Origin of the sequence: Pedobacter sp. Leaf250, assembly GCF_920984735.1 — a bacterium.
GTDB lineage: Bacteria > Bacteroidota > Bacteroidia > Sphingobacteriales > Sphingobacteriaceae > Pedobacter.
Genome location: NZ_CAKLBU010000015.1, coordinates 97861 through 119822, shown reverse-complemented (window position 1 = coordinate 119822; position 21962 = coordinate 97861). Strand labels below are relative to the sequence as shown.

At 36.0% G+C, this 21962-nt stretch carries 19 protein-coding genes and 1 tRNA gene; 8 read left to right on the top strand and 12 right to left on the bottom strand.

The features are described 5' to 3' along the window. The 6 genes from LUA91_RS14635 to LUA91_RS14610 form a co-directional block, all read right to left on the bottom strand. Window positions 1–274: transposase (locus LUA91_RS14635; RefSeq protein ID WP_370633643.1), on the bottom strand; the 274-nt coding region annotated here is incomplete at its 3' end. 110 nt (window positions 275–384) lie between these two features. Beyond that, on the bottom strand, window positions 385–1137 hold the full coding sequence (locus LUA91_RS14630; protein WP_231426804.1) for a hypothetical protein: 753 nt from the start codon (window positions 1135–1137) through the stop codon (window positions 385–387). Between the two features lie 108 nt (window positions 1138–1245). Then, window positions 1246–3390: a S9 family peptidase gene (locus tag LUA91_RS14625; protein WP_231426803.1), complete on the bottom strand. Its 2145-nt coding sequence runs from the start codon at window positions 3388–3390 to the stop codon at window positions 1246–1248. 137 nt (window positions 3391–3527) lie between these two features. Continuing rightward, window positions 3528–3612, bottom strand: a tRNA-Ser gene (locus LUA91_RS14620). Window positions 3613–3741: 129 nt separating this feature from the next. Further along, a complete protein-coding gene (gene pyk / locus LUA91_RS14615) occupies window positions 3742–5172 on the bottom strand; it encodes a pyruvate kinase (protein WP_231426802.1) in 1431 nt (476 codons plus the stop codon). A gap of 149 nt (window positions 5173–5321) precedes the next feature. Next, window positions 5322–5741 (bottom strand): IPExxxVDY family protein, encoded by a 420-nt coding sequence (locus LUA91_RS14610; protein ID WP_231426801.1) that lies wholly within the window; start codon window positions 5739–5741, stop codon window positions 5322–5324. A 157-nt stretch (window positions 5742–5898) separates the two neighbouring features. Between LUA91_RS14610 and LUA91_RS14605 the strand changes: the two genes are divergently transcribed. The 3 genes from LUA91_RS14605 to rnc all read left to right on the top strand — a co-directional run bounded on the left by LUA91_RS14605 (window position 5899) and on the right by rnc (window position 8233). Beyond that, entirely contained in the window at window positions 5899–6135 is a 237-nt protein-coding gene (locus LUA91_RS14605) for an acyl carrier protein (protein ID WP_008508386.1), read from the top strand. Window positions 6136–6156: 21 nt separating this feature from the next. Next, window positions 6157–7410: a beta-ketoacyl-ACP synthase II gene (gene fabF, locus LUA91_RS14600; RefSeq protein WP_231426800.1), complete on the top strand. Its 1254-nt coding sequence runs from the start codon at window positions 6157–6159 to the stop codon at window positions 7408–7410. Between the two features lie 94 nt (window positions 7411–7504). Further along, the gene (gene rnc, locus LUA91_RS14595) at window positions 7505–8233 is read left to right on the top strand and encodes a ribonuclease III (RefSeq protein ID WP_010599622.1); all 729 of its coding nucleotides are present in this window, start codon (window positions 7505–7507) and stop codon (window positions 8231–8233) included. Window positions 8234–8332: 99 nt separating this feature from the next. Here the strand turns inward: rnc and LUA91_RS14590 are convergent, their stop codons facing one another. Continuing rightward, window positions 8333–9043, bottom strand: coding sequence for a hypothetical protein (locus tag LUA91_RS14590; RefSeq protein WP_231426799.1), 711 nt, complete (start codon window positions 9041–9043; stop codon window positions 8333–8335). A gap of 274 nt (window positions 9044–9317) precedes the next feature. Between LUA91_RS14590 and LUA91_RS14585 the strand changes: the two genes are divergently transcribed. The 3 genes from LUA91_RS14585 (at window position 9318) to nadD (ending at window position 11513) form a co-directional block, all read left to right on the top strand. After that, complete coding sequence (locus LUA91_RS14585) at window positions 9318–10181, top strand: YicC/YloC family endoribonuclease (protein WP_231426798.1); 864 nt, start codon at window positions 9318–9320, stop codon at window positions 10179–10181. A gap of 63 nt (window positions 10182–10244) precedes the next feature. Further along, window positions 10245–10811, top strand: coding sequence for a guanylate kinase (gene gmk / locus LUA91_RS14580; RefSeq protein WP_231426796.1), 567 nt, complete (start codon window positions 10245–10247; stop codon window positions 10809–10811). A gap of 129 nt (window positions 10812–10940) precedes the next feature. Beyond that, a complete protein-coding gene (gene nadD, locus LUA91_RS14575; RefSeq protein WP_231426795.1) occupies window positions 10941–11513 on the top strand; it encodes a nicotinate (nicotinamide) nucleotide adenylyltransferase in 573 nt (190 codons plus the stop codon). Between the two features lie 153 nt (window positions 11514–11666). On the opposite strand, the gene LUA91_RS14570 is transcribed toward nadD, so the two are convergent. From LUA91_RS14570 to dapF, 4 genes are all read right to left on the bottom strand, one after another. Continuing rightward, window positions 11667–13070, bottom strand: coding sequence for an efflux transporter outer membrane subunit (locus LUA91_RS14570; protein ID WP_231426793.1), 1404 nt, complete (start codon window positions 13068–13070; stop codon window positions 11667–11669). Between the two features lie 12 nt (window positions 13071–13082). Continuing rightward, window positions 13083–16265, bottom strand: coding sequence for an efflux RND transporter permease subunit (locus LUA91_RS14565; protein WP_231426791.1), 3183 nt, complete (start codon window positions 16263–16265; stop codon window positions 13083–13085). A 40-nt stretch (window positions 16266–16305) separates the two neighbouring features. Beyond that, window positions 16306–17475, bottom strand: coding sequence for an efflux RND transporter periplasmic adaptor subunit (locus LUA91_RS14560; protein ID WP_231426789.1), 1170 nt, complete (start codon window positions 17473–17475; stop codon window positions 16306–16308). Between the two features lie 435 nt (window positions 17476–17910). Further along, window positions 17911–18693, bottom strand: coding sequence for a diaminopimelate epimerase (gene dapF / locus LUA91_RS14555; protein ID WP_231426788.1), 783 nt, complete (start codon window positions 18691–18693; stop codon window positions 17911–17913). Between the two features lie 468 nt (window positions 18694–19161). Here dapF and LUA91_RS14550 point away from each other — a divergent pair, with 468 nt between their 5' ends. Continuing rightward, on the top strand, window positions 19162–20715 hold the full coding sequence (locus LUA91_RS14550; RefSeq protein WP_231426787.1) for a trypsin-like peptidase domain-containing protein: 1554 nt from the start codon (window positions 19162–19164) through the stop codon (window positions 20713–20715). A gap of 58 nt (window positions 20716–20773) precedes the next feature. Here LUA91_RS14550 and LUA91_RS14545 read toward each other — a convergent pair whose 3' ends face one another. Further along, window positions 20774–21121: a four-helix bundle copper-binding protein gene (locus LUA91_RS14545; RefSeq protein ID WP_231426786.1), complete on the bottom strand. Its 348-nt coding sequence runs from the start codon at window positions 21119–21121 to the stop codon at window positions 20774–20776. Window positions 21122–21417: 296 nt separating this feature from the next. Here LUA91_RS14545 and LUA91_RS14540 point away from each other — a divergent pair, with 296 nt between their 5' ends. Next, window positions 21418–21927, top strand: a complete 510-nt coding sequence (locus LUA91_RS14540) for a hypothetical protein (RefSeq protein WP_231426785.1) — start codon at window positions 21418–21420, stop codon at window positions 21925–21927. Window positions 21928–21962: the final 35 nt, after the last annotated feature.

Here is a 21962-nt window from a genome sequence, read left to right as displayed (position 1 = left end):
CATCGGTTTTCCTGCCTGGAAGCTGCCTAATGAAATAGGGATTGACAAGCTTGACATCAAAATCAGTGTCCAGTATGCGCCAGATCGGAATCCAATAAATACTCGTGCTTTCCATGGCGACCTCTAAAACGTGACAACCTAAAAGAGTATCGCGAAGCCGATCAAGTTCCGGAGTCAAAGTACCGAATACTTCCTCTATCTTTTCGCCTGTTTCTGTTAAAATGCACATAAAAACACTATCTTTATGTACATCAAGACCACAACATCTTTCCATAACAACTTTGTTTTTTAGTTCATTATAAAGTTAATAAAGATCGATGAAGTGGTCTTAATTTTTATTGAACGCGATTATAATTCCTCACTTTTTATGTAAGTTTGGTAAAGTTAATCTTTGTTTGGCTTAATAAACTCCACATAGCTTTGCTTTACATAGATGAGTATTTCATAATCGTTCATTTTTCTTATTTCAGTTGCAGTTGGACGATATTTTTCGATAAAACTATTTAGTGAATCATCTTCAAGTTTCGTTATGGCGTTGATTTTTTCTGGAGAAAAACGATGATTAATGTAATTTGTTTCCTCATCCTTGAGCTGAACTTTTTTAAGCTTTGAAATGGATGATTTATTCTTTGTGAGCAAACCAACAGTTTTCAGTACATCAAGACTTAAGATTGAAGAGGTAGAATTAGATACCAAATTGGAGCCCGGTGTTTTATAGCGAAGACCTTTTTTAACTAATACATCCTTAATTGTTGGGTCTTTATAGGCAAAAACCCTTGCAAAATCTTCTCTAATTTGAAGCGAATCTTTAAGATAGTCCCTTTTGGAGTAAATTGTAACGTCATTTAAATCAATCGCAACTGAACGCAAGAGTACTATTACATCTTTAAAATTGTTGTTTAAATTTAGTTCATAATCATCATAACCCAGTTTGTTAATCTTTATAGTTTGATTAGAAGGATTTTTTGAAAATGAAAATTTTCCGGTGCTGGAAGTTATGCTTACCTCGTTTCCATATTTAACCACTGCATTTTCGATGGGTAGTTTCGAAACATGGTCTAATACCTGTCCGTTGATTTGCTGAGAAAATAACCGGTTAGAGATTATGAGAAGGGCGCAAAGGATGATGTATTTCATTGATTGCTAATTTATGGCATAAATACCTGTTATATAAAAGTTTAACAGAACTTAACATTTCCTCGATAAAATAAAAAAAGGGCTTCGACTTATCGAAACCCTTAAATTTTATCTAATTACGGTGCCTTGCATTTTATAGTCTTTTGGCGGTTCAGCCCCTAATAAATGCTGAACGAAATAATCCCATCTTCTTCTCATCATATAGGCAGAATACGGTCCATAACCATGTGCGCTATTTGGGAAGATTACCAGGTCGAAACTTTTATTTGCCTTTTGTAAAGCCTCAACAACTAATAATGTATTGTACGGAGGTACGTTATCGTCCATCAGGCCATGAACCAGCATTAATTTTCCTTTTAGGTTCTTAGCATAGGTTTGATTGGCTTGTGCTTCATAATCTACATTTTCCGCTAAGCCATTATAGCGTTCGCCCCAATCGTCCTCATAATTTCTGTTGTCGTGGTTTCCTGATTCAGAAATGCCAACTTTAAAGAAATCAGGATAACGGAACATGGCCGCTGCGGTGGCAAAACCACCACCCGAATGACCCCAAATTCCAACTTTTGCGGTATCAATTGGATATTTTGTTGCCAATTGTTTAATCGCAGTGATTTGATCTGGTAAAGTATTTTCTGCCATGTTACCATAACTCATATCATGGTAGCTTTTTGAGCGGCCAGGGTTACTTGTTCCCTCAATTACCACTAAAATAAAGCCCAGTTCGGCCAAAGCCTGATGGTCGCCACGAGATGCTGAAAAAGACCAGCTTCCCATACTTCCACCTTGTGGACCAGGATAAATGTAATCGATAACAGGATATTTCTTGCCGGCTTCCATTTTGTTTGGTGTAAAAATCAAGCCGTAAATATCCGTTTTGCCATCGCCTGCTTTAACTGAGACTGGCGTTGGTGCTTTCCATCCGGTTGCCGTTAGCCGAGTAACATCGGTTTTAGCTAATTCGGTAATTAATTTGCCGTTTACATCTCTAAGCGCTACAATGGCCGGAACGTTTGGCTGTGAATAGTTATCAATAAAGTACTTTTCAGAAGGAGAAAAACTAACCATGTGATTCCCGGGTTCAGGAGTGAGGTCGGTAAGTTTTTTACCATCCAAACCTATTTTATAAAAGTGGCCAAAGTATGGGTTTAATTTATCCTGGCCATTGGCGATGAAATAAATGGTGCGGGTTTTCTCATCAACTTTTAGTACACGGGTTACTACCCAATCTCCTTTTGTAATTTGGTTTTTTACTTTTCCTGATGTGGCATCGTACAAATACAGATGTCCCCAATTATCGCGTTCAGAATACCAGATAATTTCTTTACTGGCTGGTAAATACCTCCAATTGATGGCTCCCTGGCCTGATTCGAATTGTGTTTTTACTGTTTCTTCAAAAACTTCGCGAACGGCTCCAGTAGTGGCATTTGCAATCCTAAATTTTTCGTTTTTATGATCGCGGGAAGTAGAAACAAATGCAACTTCTGAGCCATCAGCTTTCCAATCGATATCATCGAGAGTACCACTGCTCGATATGTCGTCACTCAAAGTTCCACGGTGTTGATCTGGAGCAATATTTATCGAGATTACCTTCGGGTTTTCCACATTGATGATTACCCGCCTGATAGTTGCAATTTCTTTATCGCCAGGTAAAGGGTATTTCCAGGCTTCCAATTTAGGCGCTCCAACATTCGTGGTTACCAAATACATATCTTTCGAATTTCTTTGATCCTGCTGAAAGGTGGTGATTTTTTTAGAATCTGGCGACCAACGTAAAATTGGTGCATCGCTATGTTTCCAACCTGCATTGTCAGTTGCATAGCCATAATCTTTTATGCCATCTGTAGTAAGTTGTGTTAGTTTACCTGAAGCGACATCTTTAACGTATAAATTATAATCTTTAATTAAAATCGCTTTTTTCCCATCTGGAGATAAGATCTCATTGCCTCCGCCTCTTCTTCTTGACGGCGGTGGTGTTGTATTTGAATTGCTACCGTATTCAGTGGTTAAAGTTTTTGTTTTCTTTTCGGGATCTACTAAAAAGGTTTGAGTACCTGTGGCATTTTTTAACGAAAACCAAAATTTATCCCCTTCCAGCCAATTCGGTGAAACACCTGCGTTATCAATGTATTTTGAAGTATTGTAAGCCATAAAGCTTTCAGCACGTTCATAATCTTTTGCCGTTAATGCTTTTTGTTGGGCATTTGCAGTAGCCATAAATGCTATAGCAGTTATGGATAGCCAATATTTATTCATAATAGTTAGTTGGTTGATCTTTGCGATAAAATTAATACTGTTTTGTTAGATCAGTTTAATTTAGCAAGAATAATACAATTATTATATGAAGATAAGGCCTTAAAAAAAATGCCACCTAAAAAAGATAGCATTTTATGCGGAGAGGGCGGGATTCGAACCCGCGGTACCGTGAAGTACACACGCTTTCCAAGCGTGCTCGATCGACCACTCTGACACCTCTCCGTTTTTAACTGAATAATTCAAACGACTTCTTTAGTGCGCCGAAATTGGGTTAGCAAAAGTAATTTTTTTATCCAAAAAAAATGCTTCCAAAATGAATTGGAAGCATTTATTATTTTAAAGGTGTCGAAATTAATCCACAACTGTAATTTTCAGCATGTTGGTTTTACCTTTAGCCTCCATTGGAATAGCCGCGGTGTTAATCAAAATATCACCTTGTTTAACCAATTTTTTGCTTTTTAAGAATTCGTTAACCTCAATAATAGTGTTATCAGTACTTTCCCATTTATCATAGAAGAATCCTCTAACGCCCCAAAGTAAGCTAACTGCATTTAATAACGCCCTGTTGCTGGTAAAGATGAAAGTTAAAGCCTCTGGTCTGTGGCTCGAAATTTCGAAAGCCGTGTAACCGCTTAAAGTCATCGAAACAATACCAACTGCATTTGTTTGTTTAGCTAAGAAACAAGCCGAATCGCAAATTGCATCACTTAAGAAAGAAGCAGATTTTGGTTTTAAAAACTTATCAGGATTAAATGGATAGTTGTTTTGTTCAATGTTTTGAATGATTTTTTGCATTGTTTCAATAACGATCAATGGAAATTCTCCAACCGAAGTTTCGCCACTTAACATTACTGCATCTGCACCGTCTAAAACAGAGTTAGCTACATCATTTACCTCTGCACGTGTTGGGCGAGGGGTCGTAATCATGCTTTCAAGCATTTGTGTAGCCACAATTACTGGTTTAGAAGCCGCTCTACACTTGGCCACAATCATTTTTTGTAATAATGGAACTTCTTCCATCGGACATTCAACACCTAAATCACCACGAGCTACCATGATACCATCTGTTACGGCAATAATTTCGTCGATGTTCGCGATAGCTTCCGGTTTTTCGATTTTGGCAATTACACGAGCAGTTTTACCACGCTCTGCAATTATTTTTTTCAGTTCGATAATATCTTCAGCCTTACGAACGAAAGATAAACCAATCCATTCCACATCATTTTCAAGAACAAATTCTAAATTCTCTCTATCTTCTGGAGTTAAAGATGGGATAGAAACTTTAGTGTTTGGAAGATTTACACCTTTCCTTGAAGTCAAGATTCCACCGTGAACAATTTCACAAACCACCTCATCTTTAAGGTTGGTAGAAATAACTTTCATTTGCAGTTTACCATCATCCAAAAGGATAATTTCGCCTGCCTGAACATCTTGAGGGAAGTTTTGGTAAGTAATATAAATACGATCCTCATTACCAATACATTCTTGAGTAGTAATGATGGTTGTTTTACCGTTAATCAGGTTAATACCACCTTCTTTTACTAAACCAATACGGATTTTTGGGCCCTGTAAATCGGCAAGAATACCCACATTATAATCGTATTTTTTATTTAAATCGCGGATCGTATCTAAAACTGCCTGATGATCTGCTTGTGAACCATGCGAAAAATTCAGACGACAAACATCCAAACCTGCGTTAAACATACTATATAATACATCTGGTTTTGCTGATGCTGGCCCAAGCGTAGCAACAATTTTAGTTCTGGAATGAAAAGGTTTCATTTAATTAATTGATTTTAGCAATGCAGTTTCAGAAAGCGCTAATTAATTATCTAAAATAATCAAACTGCATCAATTTATATATTTTGTTTTTTTGTTCGTTGTTTATAACCATCAAATATAGTGTATTTAATACACCAAGTATATAATTTTTATATTACCAAATTTTCCTTACTCTTAAGCTTGGTCGGATCTATTTTTGCAGCTACCTGAATATCAGGCAGTTTGTTTAATCCGTTTATTAAATAATTAAGGTCATCCTTATCAATAAATTCTTTAATTATGATAAAAAAATCGACATTTCCCATCTCCGGAACCAACAATCCGTCGCTACTTCGGTTGCTAATCAGGTAATATTCTATTTCTCCCTGCTCTACAAAAAAGTAGTATTTCGAAAAAGACCAGGCAGGTTCATCAATGTTAAAAAATATTTCATGATCCTCTATTTTCTCAAATTGGGTATTTAACCGCGTATTAATTTTGTGGCAAAGTACATAGTCTTTTAAGGGTGCTGTGATCGCAATTAGTATAAAATCAAGGTCTAACGTTAATTTCAGGTAAGTTCTATTCAAGTCGAAATAAATTATTTACAGAACGAAATTAAAAAACTAATTCTATATTCGCTTGTTATTTGAGAGCCAAATTTAGGTGTCGAAATAAAAACATTTGAAAATTGTAAGAATTTATTTTTCTTTGCACAGAATTATTTAACCATTAAATTATAAAATTATGTCTGATATTGCTTCAAGAGTTAAGGCTATTATCGTAGAAAAACTAGGTGTTGACGAAAGCGAAGTTACGCCAGAGGCTTCATTCACCAACGATTTAGGTGCAGATTCTTTAGATACCGTAGAATTGATTATGGAATTTGAAAAAGAATTCAATGTAGCTATTCCTGATGATCAGGCTGAAACCATCGGTACAGTTGGTCAAGCAATCGCTTATTTGGAAAAAAACGTTAAATAGAATTACGCTTTTTCAGTATAAATGGAATTAAAAAGAGTAGTAGTAACAGGGTTGGGTGCGCTCACTCCTATAGGCAATAATGTTCCTGATTTTTGGGAAGGATTGACTAACGGGGTGAGTGGCGCTGCTCCTATTGTGGGTTTTAATACTGAAAAGTTTAAAACCAAATTCGCATGCGAGGTAAAAAACTTTAATCCGGAAGATTTTTTGGAGAAAAAGGAAGCCCGCAAGCTAGATCCGTTTGTACAATATGCTTTGGTAGCAACAGATGAGGCTGTGAAAGATGGTGGTTTCGATTTTGAGAAATTGGACACCAACAGAATCGGTGTAATTTGGGGCGCAGGCATAGGTGGATTGAAAACTTTCTTAGATGAAATTTCGAATTTCGCTAAGGGAGATGGTACGCCAAGATACAATCCATTTTTTATCCCTAAAATGATAATTGATATTGCTCCGGGGCATATCTCAATTAAGTATGGCTTACGTGGGCCAAATTTTGCAACTGTTTCGGCATGTGCTTCTTCTACCAATGCAATGATTGATGCATTTAACTATATCCGTTTGGGTATGGCCGATGTAATCATTAGTGGCGGTTCCGAAGCAATCATTAACGAAGCGGGTATGGGCGGTTTCAATGCCATGCATGCATTATCTACACGTAATGATGATCCTCAAACCGCTTCGCGTCCTTTTGATAAAGACCGTGATGGTTTTGTGGCTGGTGAAGGTGCAGGTACTATTATTTTAGAAGAACTTGAACATGCAAAGGCAAGGGGTGCAAAAATTTATGCAGAACTTGTTGGTGGTGGTATGAGTGCTGATGCAAATCACATCACGGCTCCACATCCTGAAGGTTTAGGTGCTAGAATGGTAATGACAAACGCCTTAAAAGATGCAGGTTTAACTACTGCCGATATCGATTATATCAATGTTCATGGTACTTCTACACCACTTGGTGATATTAGCGAAACCAAAGCCATTGCTGATCTTTTCGGAGAAGATGCTTACCGTTTAAACATCAGTTCTACAAAATCAATGACGGGCCACTTATTAGGTGCCGCCGGTGCTATTGAAGCGATTGCCGCAATTCTCTCTGTTCAAAATGATATTGTACCTCCTACAATTAATCACTTTACAGATGATCCTGCCTTTGATCCTAAATTGAATTTTACATTTAATAAAGCTCAAAAACGCGAAGTTAGAGCAGCTTTAAGTAATACTTTCGGTTTTGGTGGTCATAACGCTTCAGTGATTTTCAAGAAATACGAAGATTAATTTATTCAGCTTTGCTATATAATTTTGTATGCTAATTAAAAATAGATAACTTAGTTAAATATGCTTATTAGCCGCTAATTGTGTTATTTATTTAATGCCGATATTAAAATTATATAAACTTTATCTTTCTCCTGAAAAGGAGTTTGTAAAAAAGCTGAAAAATATTTTAGGCTTTGTTCCTGGGAATGTTACGCTTTACAAAATGGCGTTTAGACATCGTTCTGTTGCCAAAGTTTTAAAAAATGGAAGCAGAAGCAGTAACGAGCGATTGGAGTTTTTGGGCGATGCAGTTTTAGGTTCGGTAATAGCTGAACTGCTTTTTAAGCACTATCCTTACAAAGAAGAAGGTTTCTTAACAGAAATGCGTTCTAAAATTGTAAACAGGGCTAACCTCAATCAACTTGCAAAGAAAATCGGGTTCGATAAATTAATTCAATTCGATCAGCGCTCGGTGAGTATTCAAACTAAACATAACTCAATGTTAGGCGATGCTTTTGAAGCCATTGTGGGTGCCATTTATATGGATAAAGGTTACAATTTTACCAAAGAGTTTTTGTTGCGCAGAATTGTTAAGCCACACATTGATATTCACACCTTAGAACTTACTGAAACCAATTTCAAAAGTAAATTGATTGAATGGTGTCAACGTCATGGTAAAGATGTTACTTTTGAACTTGTTCAAAATGGAGAAGGCGAAAGTGCAAAATTATTTACCATAAGCGCTATTGTTGATGGCGAAAAACACGGCACTGGCAGAGATTACAATAAGAAAAACGCTGAAAAATTAGCCGCTGAAAAGGCTTGCGAAGCACTATCTATTTAGGTTAATTGTTTATTTTTTCGAATTGGTTAAATGTTTTAACTGGTTAATTGAAAATGACCAACTCTTAACTTTCAACTTAATCTTCAGCTTAAAATTTTCCTACTTTCCTTTTCCTAAAGTATCTGTAAACTTCTTCGATGATTCCTTAATGTACTTAATATAATCGTAGCTGTTCCAATACTGTGCTTTATCAAATTCTGGTCTGCAATTCAACATATACCGCTCTAAAGTATCGCCTCTAAGTTCGGTATTGTTTTTGATGATGGATGGATTGAAATAGACATCGATTTGAGATTGTTTGATTTCGTTATCCGCGTATCGTCCAAATCTTCGGGCGTTTTTAGGTTCCTTGCCTATTAAATTATAAAGGCCATTTAACGGTTGAAATATGGCAGAAAGAAATGAGGATTTACCTCCATTGTACACGCCTTTATTTTGAAAATCACGTTTTATATCTGCTAAGTCTTGCTTTTTTGTATTCCCTACAATAGTAACCTCATTAAGCATGGTACTCTCTCTAACCAAATAAATTAAAATATCCTGTTGGCCATGAACGATGATTCGTTGATCAGTTAAATTTCGTTTTGTGATGAGTAGTGTATCACCGATTTTTGCTTTCAGCTGAAAAAAACCAAGATCATTACTGCCTACACCCAAATTGGTGCGCAGATTGGTAATTTCTGCCAGCGCTACACGGATATTTGCTCCTTTTTCAAAAACTACACCTTTTACAATAAAATCTTGTGCTTTTAAACCAAAGCTTATAAACAATAAGATAATTTGTATGGTTACAATTTTTAAGAATTTCATCAGCATATTAATGGTTAAAGTATCTGTTTTACTATTGCATACGGTATAATGCAATTTCGCATTAATAAACAAAGGTATTAATACTAATGTTCATCTTATTTTAGTTACAACAGTTTATGTACATGAGATATTTTTGTAAAATTAACATTTGTTAACCTTTTTAATTGTTAAATAAACGTTAATGCAAAATTTAAAGCCGCTCTAATTAATCTAAGCTTAAAGCTCAACTGCGAACTCTAAACTAATTTTTCTATCTTTGCGCATGATAAAATCCATGACAGGATACGGCTTAGCAACAGCCGATTATGCGAATGCAAAATACAGTGTCGAAATCAAATCGCTCAACAGTAAATTCCTTGAGCTGAATTTAAAATATCCTAAAGCTTTTTCCGATAAAGAATTAATTCTGCGCAATGTTTGCAGTAAAGATATCGAACGTGGAAAAGTAAGTTTAAGCATTAATGTAGAACGGGCCAACGGCGAAGTTACTGGTGCAACAATTAATACCGCTTTATTAAGTCACTATTATAACCAATTGGTTGCTGTAAATACTGATTTAGGTGCAAATAGTACTAACTTATTGCAAACAGCATTAACATTTCCTGATGTAATTTCTTACAAGGAAGAAAGCGTAAGCGAAGATGAGTGGAATCACCTGTATCAGATCTTTAAACAAGCTTTGACCAATTTTAATAAGTTTAGAGAAGATGAAGGTGCAGTTTTAAAAGCCGATTTAGAATTGAGGATAAAAAATATTTTGTTTTATTTTAAATCTGTTGAAGAACTTGAACCCAAAAGAATTTCAGCTATTCGCGATAAATTTTCTCAATTTTTAGAAGATGCCGTTGGTAAAGTAAATATCGATCAAAATCGTTTTGAGCAGGAGTTAATCTATTATATCGATAAAATTGACATTACAGAAGAGAAAACTCGCCTAAAAAGTCATTGCGATTACTTTTTGCAAACATTGGCAAGTAAGGAGGCAAATGGAAAAAAAATGGGCTTTATTTCACAGGAAATTGGAAGAGAGATTAATACGATGGGCGCAAAAGCAAATGATGCTCAAATGCAGCAGTTTGTTGTGGGAATGAAAGAAGAGTTAGAGAAAATTAAAGAACAGTTATTAAACGTTTTATAAAGTTAAACGCATGCGTTAGGCATTTAAACCGCTTAACGCAAACCGCTTAACGCTATTCGCAATATGCAAGGCAAATTAATCATATTTTCAGCACCATCTGGAGCCGGTAAAACCACTATTGTACATCATTTATTAACGAAGTTTCCAGAGTTAAGCTTTTCAATTTCTGCAACAACACGCGAATTGAGAGGGGCTGAAACACATGAGAACGATTACTACTTCATCAGCAAAGAGGAGTTTTTACATAAAGTTGCCCGCCAGGAATTTGTAGAGTTTGAAGAAGTTTATAATGGAACTTTCTATGGTACTTTACGTTCAGAAATTGAAAGAATTTGGAATGATGGTAAACATGTAATTTTTGACATTGATGTGGAAGGCGGAATCCGTTTAAAACGTAAATATGAAGAAGATGCATTGGCTATTTTTGTTCAACCTCCATCGTTAGAAGTATTAAAGGAACGTTTAAGTGGTAGGGGAACGGATAGCGATGAAAAATTGCAAGAGCGTTTTGTTAAAGCAGAAAAAGAATTAACCTACGCCGATAAATTCGATGTGATACTTAAAAATTATGATTTAGAAACAGCTTGCAAGGAAGCAGAGCAATTGGTTGGAGACTTTTTAAAGAGATAACCAACTCTATCTTGCAGGTCGTCATTGCGAGGCACGAAGCAATCTCATTTGATGATCTAAATTTAATTATTCGATTAAGATTGCTTCGTGCCTCGCAATGACGATTTGGCTTAAACTGAATACTACAAATTGAAAACTGGCTTATTCTTCGGCTCTTATAATCCCATTCATACCGGGCATTTGATTATCGCTAACTACATGGCTAATCATGCAGGTCTTGATGAAGTTTGGCTGGTTGTTTCACCGCATAATCCTTTAAAAGATAAAAGTGGCTTAACCAATATGTACGATCGATTGGAAATGGCTCAACTTGCATCAGAAAAAACTGAAAACATTAGAGTTAGCGATATTGAATTTAATTTACCCCAACCATCATACACCATTGATACTTTAACTTATCTTCATGAAAGGTATCCAAAAAAAGAATTTGTGTTGATTATGGGGGCTGATAATCTGGTTTCTTTCAAGAAGTGGAAAAACTATGAGGTCCTGCTGGAGAATTATCAAATTTATGTTTATCCGCGGCCAGGGGCTAATGTTGCCGAGTGGGAAAATCATCCAGCCATAACATTTACCGATACACCCTTGATGGAAATCTCTTCCACTTTTATCAGAAAAGCAATTAAGGAAGGAAAAAACGTTCAGTTTTTTCTTCCAGATAAAGTAATAGATTTTATTGATGGTAAAGGAATGTATCGTTGATTTACGATTTTAAATTTACAAAATACGATGATCGGCTAAGTGCTTTAACACTTTCAATTTAAAAACTAAAACCAACAGTTGATTTAAGAATTACGATTTGGAAACAAATTTAATATTAGTGTAAATCTAAAATCGTAACTCTTAAATCTAAAATCAATTTTTCCAACCTCCACCTAATGCCCTGTACAAATTAACTACCGATTGAAGTTTCTGTAATCGGTCATTAATTCCACTTAATTGAGCTGTTAGTAAACTTTGCTCTGAAGTTAAAACATCAGTATAATTTGTTGCGGAACTGTAACGCAATAACTCCTTGGTAAAATCAACTGCTTTTGTTAATGATGCAATTTGCTTTGCTCTTGTTTCTTCCTTTTCAGCTGCGGTTTGGTAAGCGTACAATGCATTTGAAACTTCTTGTCCGCCTGTTAATAATGCTTGCTGAAAGGTATAAAATGCAATTTGTTGGTTAGCTTGTGCAGTTGTTAAGCGGGCTTTGTTTGCGCCTTTTGCAAAAATTGGCTGCGTTAATCCTCCAACTAAATTGTAGAAAATAGAATTATCGAAAAAGTTGTTCAACTGTAAACTCGTTAATCCACCTGTTGCTGTTAAAGTTAAAGCAGGGTAGAAATAAGTTTTAGCTACATTGGTATTCTCAAATGCAGATCTAAACCCGAATTCGGCTGCAATTACATCGGGACGATTTTGCAACAACTGTGCTGAAATACCGGTTTGTAAATTGGTGTAAGCTACTTGTTGATCCAAATTGGTCCGATTTATTGCTCCCGGAGCTTTTGCCAAAATGATGCTCAAAGCATTTTCTGCTTCCTTAATACTTCTTTTTAAATCAGGTAGTGTTACTTGGGCCGCATAAAGATTGGCTTCACTCTGAACAACAGCTGCGCCATTTACAACTGCGCCTTCTTTTAGCGCTTTCATAGTTTCAACATCCTGTGCCCTGATTTTAATTGTCTGTTCAGTTATCGCCAACTGTTTATCCAAAGCCAGTAAAGTATAATAGTTATTGGCAATGGTGGCAATTAATTGAGTTTGTACAGCACGTTTTGCCGCATCGCTTTGCAATAGAGTAGCAAAAGCAGCACGTTTAGCGCTACTTAATTTTCCCCAAATATCAGCTTCCCAAGCAGTACTCAAAGCCGCTCTGTACGTTTGGGTTTCTAAATTTATGTTAATTCCTGCAGGAAAATTTAGCGCTGCCTGCGATTGTTTTGCATCAGTTACCGAAACATCAGCCTGTAAGCTTGGCAAAAACGCTGCACGACTTTGACGTAAAGTTGCTTCAGAAATTTTGATGCGTTCGATGGCTTGTTTCAGATCCAGATTTTCATTAATTCCCTGTTGAATTAATGATTGTAAAGTCGTATCAGAAAATAAGCTTTTCCATGGCAAATCTGCCATGGTGGTTGTATCTGTTGTATTAATATCTCGGTATAAACCTTCATTTTTAACCTGTGGGCGTTCGTATTTTTGTGTAACACATGCACTTAAGGTTAGCGTAGCAACACCGATTAAAAAGGTATATTTATGTGAAAATTTCATGTTCGGATTAAATTAATGTTTACTATTAGCTGTTGCCAATTCGTATTCTTCGGGAGTTTGCTCTTTTTCAATTCCTTCTTCAAAAGGTGATTTATTGCTTACCCGTTCTTGTAATGATTGGAAAATAATAAACAGCGCAGGGATTACAAAAATACCGAATATCGTACCAATTAGCATCCCGCCCACAGCTCCTGTTCCAATTGATTTATTTCCTGATGCACCAACACCAGAAGAAAGCATTAATGGCAATAGTCCGAGAATAAATGCGAATGAAGTCATCAAGATTGGACGTAAACGAGCTGTAGCGCCATCTATCGCCGCATTTACAATACTCATTCCTTTTTTCCTTCTATCAACAGCATATTCTACAATTAAAATGGCATTCTTCGCCAGTAAACCAACAAGCATAATCAGCGTAATTTGGGTGTAGATGTTATTATCGATGCCAAAAATTTTATCGAAAATGAATGTTCCTGCTAAACCAATAGGAAGTGATATTAATACCGCAAGTGGTAAAATATAACTTTCGTATTGTGCAGCCAATAGGAAATAAACAAAGATTACGCAGAGTAAGAAAATAAATATGGTTTGACTACCGCTGCTCATCTCTTCACGTGATAATCCCGAAAACTCATACCCGTAGCCTGCAGGCAAATGTTTTGCAGCTTCTTCTTGCACAGCTGCTAATGCATCACCAGAACTATAACCTGCATTTGGGTTACCTGTTACGGCAATAGAAGTAAACAAGTTGAAACGGGAAATGGCTTGTGGTCCGTAAACTTTCGTAAGTGTAATAAATTCAGAAATCGGTGCCATTTGGCCTGATGAATTTCTAACAAAAATACGGGTTAAAGTTTGTTCATTAGAGCGATATTCGGCTTCTGCCTGATACATTACCCTAAATTGCTTGCCAAATTTATTAAAGTTTGATGCATAAACACCACCATAATAACCTTGCATAACACCCAATACGTCACTTACATTTAAACCTGCCTGTTTAACCTTAGCCACATTTACATCAATTTGGTATTGTGGAAAATTCGGATTAAACGATGTAGAAGCATATTGAATTTCCGGGCGCTTACTTAATGCTGCTAAAAATCCATTACCTACTTCATTAAATTTTTTAATATCGCCACCAGTTTTATCCTGCAACTGAAATTCGAAACCGCCACTGGTACCAAAACCCTGGATGGTTGGCGGCGCAAAGAAGATGATTTTGGCACCTTTAATACTTGCTGTTTTGGCAAACAATTCGCCAATAATGGTTTTAACATCACGGCCTTTACGTTCGTCCCATGGTGTTAATCGGGAGATTACCATACCATAAGAACTACCCGAACCACTAATCATACTTCGGCCAACTACCCTTAACGTGTTTTTAATTTCAGGGATTTTATGTGCGATGCTATCAATTTTTGCAATCACGATATTGGTTTCTTCTTGAGATGTTCCTGCTGGTAATGAAATATCCGACATGATCGTTCCTAAATCCTCATTCGGTACAAAACCTTTCGGAGTAGTATTCATAGTCCAGATTAATAGACCTGTAAAAAATAAAATACCAACACCAACTAACCATTTTGTTCTTGATAAAAAGCTAACTGATTTTTTATATTTTCCAGTAACGGCATCGAATGATGTATTAAATGCTGCATAAAAGCGTTCTAAAAAATTTTTCTTTTTTCCGTGATCATCTTTATGCGGCTTAAGGAATAACGCACACAATGCCGGACTTAAAGTTAAGGCGTTAACTGCAGACAGGATGATTGAAATGGCGAGTGTTAACCCAAATTGCTTGTAAAATACTCCTGATGAACCTTGGATAAAACTCACTGGAATAAATACCGCGGCCATTACTAAGGTGATGGAAATGATGGCACCACTAATATCATCCATGGCATCAACCGTTGCTTTTTTTGCATCGGTGTAGCCTTCATCGAGTTTCGCGTGAACCGCTTCCACTACAACAATCGCATCATCTACCACAATACCGATGGCAAGTACAAGTGCGAATAAGGTAAGTAAGTTAATGGTAAAACCAAATAAACTTAAAAAGAAGAAGGTACCAATAATAGCCACAGGAACACTTATCGCCGGAATTAATGTTGAACGGAAATCTTGTAAAAAGATGAATACCACCAAGAACACCAAAATAAATGCTTCAATTAAGGTATGAATTACCTTTTCAATTGAGGCATCCAGGAAATCGTTTACGTTAACCAAAGTAGAATAATGAACACCTTTTGGAAAAGATTTTTGAGCTTCATCCAATGTTTTGATAGAGTTTTCAATTACTTCTTTTGCGTTTGATCCAGCTGTTTGGTTAATGGCAATACCCAAGGCTTGTTTACCGTTAAACTTTACCGAACTGGCATAGCTTTGAGCACCCAATTCAATTCTTGCAATATCTTTTAAGCGAAGAATTTGGCCGTCGGCAGTTGATTTGATAATGATGTTGCCAAATTGTGCCTCATCTTTTAAACGGCCAGTGTATTTCAGCGTATATTGAAATGCCTGATCGCCTTGCTCACCAAATTGTCCTGGAGCAGCTTCCACGTTTTGATCGGCTAAAGCTGTATTCACATCACTTGGAACCAAGCCGTAAGTTGCCATTACATCTGGCTTAAGCCAAATTCGCATGGTATAATCTAAAGTTCCGAAAGCACTTGCATCACCCACTCCATTGATACGTTTAATTTGAGGAATGATATTGATGTTTGCATAATTCTGTAAAAACTTCTGATCGTAAGATGGATCATCACTGTATAAACCGAAGATTAATACGTTACTTGCTTGTCTTTTTGCAGTAATTACGCCCGATCTGGTTACCTCTGCAGGTAATAGACTGGTTGCTCTTGCTACCCTGTTTTGAACGTTTACCGCTGCCAAATCAGGATTTGTACCCAATTTAAAGTTAACAGTAATGGTTGCGGTACCATCATTACTCGCAGTTGAAGTCATGTAGGTCATGTCTTCAACCCCGTTTATTTGTTCTTCGAGCGGAACTACAACGCTATTCATTACCACATCGGCATTTGCACCCTGGTATGATGTAGAAACCTGTACCGTTGGTGGTGCAATTTCTGGATATTGTGAAACCGGTAATGTGGCTAAACCTAAAACACCGAGAATAACGATGATGATGGAAATAACTGTTGAAAGAACCGGTCTTTCTATAAATTTCTTAAACATAATGTTGAATTACGATTGTTGATATACGATTTACGATATCTTATTTGTTTATATCAGCATAAACTGAATCAGCTCTTTGTTCTTCAGGTTTGATTTTGGCTCCGTCTTTTAAAGATTGAAAGCCTTCTAAAACAATTTTATCGCCAGCTTTTAAACCTTTGGTTACCACATAAAATTTATCTTTAGCTAAATCCATAATCTGAATTTCGGTGCTGATGATCTTTGATGAATCGCCTAAAACATAAACGAATTTTTTTCCTTGTAAATCGATAGTCGATTTTTGAGGAACAAGTATTGCGTTTTCAACTTTTTGAGGAATGCGAACTGATGCGCTTGCACCTGATTTTAGTAAAGAAATTGGATTTGGGAATGTAGCTCTTAGACTGGCTGAACCTGTTGCGGTATTAATTTGACCGTTAATGGATTCAATTTTACCATTTTGAGCATATACATTTCCGTCAGCCAAAACTAAACTAACTGCTGGAATATTTTTCATCTGCTGCGCTAGTGTACTTCCTTTATAGGTTTTGGAAAAATCTAATAACTGTTTTTCGTTTAATGAGAAATAAGCGTAAACTTTCGATGTATTTGAGACAGTAGTTAACGGTTCTGTACTCGAACTGCTTACCAAACTTCCTGTTCTGAAAGGTAAACTTCCAACAACACCATCAACAGGGCTGGTGATTTTTGTATAACCTAAATTCACTTGTGCATTTACTAAGGTGGCTCTTGCCTGCGCCAATGCTGCTTTTCTACTTTGCAAAGTTAATTGAGCAGCATCTAAATCGTACTTACTAATAATATCCTTTTCCACAAGAGGGCGGGTTTTATTAACTTGTAATTGTGCGGCATTTACATCAGCTTCTGCACTGCTAATCGCAGCTCTTGCAGTTCTAACTTCCTGCTCATATTGTGGTGCCATTATGGTAAAAAGTAATTGACCTTTTTTAACAACCGAACCTTCATCCACAAATATTTTCTGGATAAAACCATCAACCTTTGGACGTATATCAATATTTTGAATACCCTCGATAGTAGCTGGATAATCTGAATTAAGTTCTGTAGTTTGTGCGTTAACTGTAAAAACAGGATAGGCTTGGGGACCTGCTGCGGCTGCGGCTGCTGCTTTTTTCTGTTCATCATTATTTCCGCATGATGCTAAAAGCATAGCGATGCTCATGCTAAAAACGAGAGTTGTTACTTTTCTCATGGACTATTTCTGTGTGTATTTAAATTTTTGTTTCCGGGTACGAAAGCGTAGTCAAAATTAGGTTTCGAACTTGCCGATTTATGTCCAAAAATAAAGCCTAAAAGAAATTAAGTCTGTCCAAATTCTGTCATTTAATCAATCGATTGATTTATTTTATTTGTTAAAACCAGATTAGAGGGGCTTAAAACACTGTTTAATAAATAAATAAGTAGTTAATAAGCGATAATAATGCTGTGTAAATATCTTGCGACAGATGTTAATCGTTGTTAAAATGCCCTAATATTAGAAGAATATAAGCAAGTACTTGTTGAGAAAAACAGTCAAAATTTTAATTTCTTAGTGTAAAATATACACTCATTAAAACGTGTAGATATATTGATCCTATTTCTGATCTTATAATATAGTTTGTAAAAGGTAATAAGTCGGACGCAAAAATTATCCTACTTCTCCCTCAAAAACTAGTTTTGCTGGACCACATAAAAATACATTTGTAAATTTGTTTCCATCATAATCAAACTCGATTTTTATATCTCCGCCTAAAACTTTGATATCAGTTTTAATATGACCTGTTTGATTTTTATATTTTGCCATGGCCATAGCAACAGCTGTTACGCCAGTTCCGCAGGCATAAGTTTCATCTTCTACACCACGCTCGTAGGTTCTAACAAATAAATGATCGCCTTTATCTTCAACAAAATTAACATTGATACCTTTTTCGCTGTAAATTTCATTGTATCGAATATTTTTTCCTTGCGTGTAAACATCAAAATCTTTTAAATCGCTTTTTAAACTTACATAGTGAGGTGAGCCGGTATTTAATACAAACGCTTCACCATCATTGGTAATGGTATCAACATCAATCATTTGTAAATCTACCCAATCTCCTGATTCTGAAATTCTGGCATAATGCGGTCCATCAACTGCCAAAAAGTTAGTTTCTTTTTCGATAATGCCCAATTGCTTTGCAAAAGCCACAATACACCTACCACCATTACCACACATGCTTCCCAATTTGCCATCGGCATTAAAATAATGCATCTCAAAATCGTAATCCTGATGTTTGGTTAAAAACATTAAGCCATCTGCACCAATCCCAAATCGCCTATCGCAAAGTTGCTCAATCAATTCATTATCAACACCTTTTAACGGACTCATGGTATGGTCTATTAAAATAAAATCATTCCCTGCACCTTGGTATTTAAAGAAATTTATTTTCATTGATCAAGTTTTTTCAATAATTATAAAGCATATATAGCATTTTGTAAATTTGGCAGTAAGACTTAAAACCTCTTTAGATTTCATCAAACCTTCATTTATTTATGCAATATTTGAGTTGCAATAAGCATCTGCAAAGCCTGCGTTAATGGTTTTAACATTTTTTAACATGACATATAGTGCTTAACCGATACAAATATCGTTTATATGGTATTAAATTTGAATAAAGTTGTTAAAGAAAATTTGAGCAGATAAAAACTGCCAGGGCAATCTGCTTAAATCAAAGTGAATATTGCTCTCGCACTAATAAAACGAACTAATATTATAAGCAAACAATTAGCTAGCATTAATGCTTGTAATAATCAGGGGATTAAAAACAATATGTAAACACATGAAACATTAAAAGCTAAAACAGAAAATAATCAAAGCTTTTGATAGCTTCATGACCACTAAAAAACAATATTTAAACACATGAAAAAAATATTAGGAATTACCATGTTAGCTGCTTTTATAGGTGGAGCAGCAGCAATTGGAGGTTACAAACTATTTGAGCGTAACCAAACTGGCAGTACAATTTCAGAGAAACAGAATTTATATTTTGCTAATAACCCACTTAAAATTTCATCAGCAGGTACAGCAGATTTTACCCAAGCAGCTGCAGCTGTTGCGCCAGGAGTTGTTCACATTAAAACAACCTATGAAGCAAAAAGTGGTGGTAGCAGCAAAGGCTCGTCACCATTTGATATGTTCGACGATTTCTTCGGAGGTGGCGGCCGACAAATGCAGCGCCAACCTAGGGCTGCATCAGGTTCAGGTGTAATTATTAGTCAGGATGGATACATTGTAACCAATAACCATGTAGTTGAAAATGCAAGTAAGGTAGAAGTTGTTTTAACGGATAGACGCAAGGTTGAAGCAACGGTAATTGGTCGTGATCCAAATACTGATTTAGCCTTAATTAAAGTAAATGCAACAGGATTACCAGTAGTAAAAATGGGTAACTCTGATAACGTTCAGGTAGGTGAATGGGTATTGGCAGTTGGTTTCCCGCTTGATTTGCAAACCACTGTTACAGCAGGTATTGTAAGTGCTAAAAATAGAAGTATTGGTATTATTGGTCGTGAGCAACAAGGTAATGAAATAACCGAAGAAGAATACCGAGAATACCAACGTACAGGCAAAAGACCACAAGCGCCGGCAAATACCAGCATTGAATCTTTTATTCAAACTGATGCAGCCATTAACCCAGGTAATAGTGGTGGTGCTTTAGTTAATGCAAACGGAGAATTAGTAGGTATTAATTCTGCAATTGCTTCACAAAGCGGATACAATCAAGGTTATGGTTTTGCTATCCCGGTTAACTTAGCCCGTAAAATTGTTGATGATTTTATGAAATATGGTTCAGTGAAACGTGGGTACATTGGCGTAAACTTTTATCCATTAAGTGGTGACGAGAAACCAGAAGGCATTACTACTTCCGAAGTAAGCGGATTATACGTGAGTGATGTTGTAGCTGGTGGCGGTGGTGCTGCTGCGGGAATTAAAAAAGGTGATATTATCAAAAAAGTAGATGGTGTTGTAATTAATGATTCACCAGATTTACAAGAAAAAATTGGTCGTTTAAATCCAGGTGATAAAGTGAAGTTGGGCGTTTTGAGAGATGGCTCGTTAAAAGATATCACTGTAACATTAAAAGGCGAATCAAGCATTGGTTTAACTGCAAATAATACAGCAGCAAAAAGCGTTGAAGTTTCTAAATTAGGTGCAACATTTGCGCCTGCAACACAAGCTCAAAAAACTAAATTTGGAATTAATGGCGGCGTTGTGGTTACTTCTGTAGTTACAGGTAAAGCTTTCGATAACATTGGTGTTGAGAAAGGTTTAATCATTACAAAAGTAAATGGTCAGGCTGTAAATTCGGTTGCTGATGTTCAAAAAGCATTACCGCAAGGAAGAAACAATATGATTAGTATTTCTGGTGTGAGCGAACAAGGAACTTATAATTTCAGTTTCCCAGCTCAATAAATTATAGCCTAATAAAAAAAATGTCCCGAATTTTGAATTCGGGACATTTTTTTTGCAATTAATCTTGCTCAATTGGTTCGTGGTTGGCATGGCAAGCATCGGCACATTCTTCGCAGGCAACCGCACATTGCCTGCAATGTTCGTGGTCGTGATTACCGCATTCTTCAGCGCATAAGCGACAAATCTCTTCACACAATAATAAATATTGCCGTCCGATAACTGAATCTCGTTGAAGCAATCTCGCAGCTTGTGTGCAAATGTCGGCACAATCTCTATTCAACTTAATGCACTCAATCATCATGGTGATGTCTTGCTCTTCTTTTAAGCTTGAAGATCCGCAATGCTCACAAGCCATAGCACAATCCAATAGTGCCTGAATTAAAGCATGATTGTTTCTCGTTTCCATATTATTTAGTTTTTGGTTAGATATTCTTTTGTATTTAATTAACCTGCCAACGCTTAAAGTGTTTTATAAAAAGCAATTTAGCAAGGTGAAAAGCGATTTTATCTTTCAAATCTTTTTTTCATTGCATTGAAGCGAATATTCAAAATAACTCGTTTAAGCAAATAACAAGTTCATTCTAAATTCATTATTGGCATTTAGTTTCGTATTTGCCGATTGATAAGTAGTGTTTGACGACACTTTAAAGAAATCGGATTTTTATTATTTCATCTTTGAACCAGTAATTAAAACCACAGCGTATGGCTTTAGCTTTTATTAACATTAGCGCTAAACAGTATTTTAATTTCATGTGCAGAACAGATTTCGAACGCAGAATTTTTCATGATACTTATAAAGAATTTCAAAAAAAATCAAAGGCCTATAACGTTGGAGAAAGTTTGCATACTTTTTCGCAAATGATTAAGGCCAATTTAAAAGCTAAAAATTTGCACCAAAAACTCCATTATACAGTAATGGGTACGATTGAAACTTTAAAAAATAAAATGCCAATACTGGCAGATGTGAGTGGAAAACCGCTATTATTTGAATGGGCTGAATTGCAAATTGCTGAATCAGATTTATTGAATAAAGCAGCCCACATCGTTACGCTTACCTATACCAGCCCGAAATTGGTTTTACATGAAATTGTTAATGATATATTGATTTTAAGTTACGATAAAAAAGGAGAGTTTAATCAAACTTTTATGCTTAAGACAACCAATAAGTTGATGATCAATTACGAGCAAACTCATGAAGTTGTTTATGGCTAAATGAGATAACAGCCCAAAAATTATTAATTTGTAGC

What these genes read in the sequence shown, in the direction of transcription:
- LUA91_RS14630 (WP_231426804.1), bottom strand. Translation starts at nt 1,137, where the DNA reads ATGAAATACATCATCCTTTGCGCCCTTCTCATAATCTCTAACCGGTTA.
- LUA91_RS14625 (WP_231426803.1), bottom strand. Translation starts at nt 3,390, where the DNA reads ATGAATAAATATTGGCTATCCATAACTGCTATAGCATTTATGGCTACT.
- pyk (WP_231426802.1), bottom strand. Translation starts at nt 5,172, where the DNA reads ATGAAACCTTTTCATTCCAGAACTAAAATTGTTGCTACGCTTGGGCCA.
- LUA91_RS14605 (WP_008508386.1), top strand. Translation starts at nt 5,899, where the DNA reads ATGTCTGATATTGCTTCAAGAGTTAAGGCTATTATCGTAGAAAAACTA.
- fabF (WP_231426800.1), top strand. Translation starts at nt 6,157, where the DNA reads ATGGAATTAAAAAGAGTAGTAGTAACAGGGTTGGGTGCGCTCACTCCT.
- rnc (WP_010599622.1), top strand. Translation starts at nt 7,505, where the DNA reads ATGCCGATATTAAAATTATATAAACTTTATCTTTCTCCTGAAAAGGAG.
- LUA91_RS14590 (WP_231426799.1), bottom strand. Translation starts at nt 9,043, where the DNA reads ATGAAATTCTTAAAAATTGTAACCATACAAATTATCTTATTGTTTATA.
- LUA91_RS14585 (WP_231426798.1), top strand. Translation starts at nt 9,318, where the DNA reads ATGACAGGATACGGCTTAGCAACAGCCGATTATGCGAATGCAAAATAC.
- gmk (WP_231426796.1), top strand. Translation starts at nt 10,245, where the DNA reads ATGCAAGGCAAATTAATCATATTTTCAGCACCATCTGGAGCCGGTAAA.
- LUA91_RS14570 (WP_231426793.1), bottom strand. Translation starts at nt 13,070, where the DNA reads ATGAAATTTTCACATAAATATACCTTTTTAATCGGTGTTGCTACGCTA.
- LUA91_RS14565 (WP_231426791.1), bottom strand. Translation starts at nt 16,265, where the DNA reads ATGTTTAAGAAATTTATAGAAAGACCGGTTCTTTCAACAGTTATTTCC.
- LUA91_RS14560 (WP_231426789.1), bottom strand. Translation starts at nt 17,475, where the DNA reads ATGAGAAAAGTAACAACTCTCGTTTTTAGCATGAGCATCGCTATGCTT.
- dapF (WP_231426788.1), bottom strand. Translation starts at nt 18,693, where the DNA reads ATGAAAATAAATTTCTTTAAATACCAAGGTGCAGGGAATGATTTTATT.
- LUA91_RS14550 (WP_231426787.1), top strand. Translation starts at nt 19,162, where the DNA reads ATGAAAAAAATATTAGGAATTACCATGTTAGCTGCTTTTATAGGTGGA.
- LUA91_RS14545 (WP_231426786.1), bottom strand. Translation starts at nt 21,121, where the DNA reads ATGGAAACGAGAAACAATCATGCTTTAATTCAGGCACTATTGGATTGT.
- LUA91_RS14540 (WP_231426785.1), top strand. Translation starts at nt 21,418, where the DNA reads ATGGCTTTAGCTTTTATTAACATTAGCGCTAAACAGTATTTTAATTTC.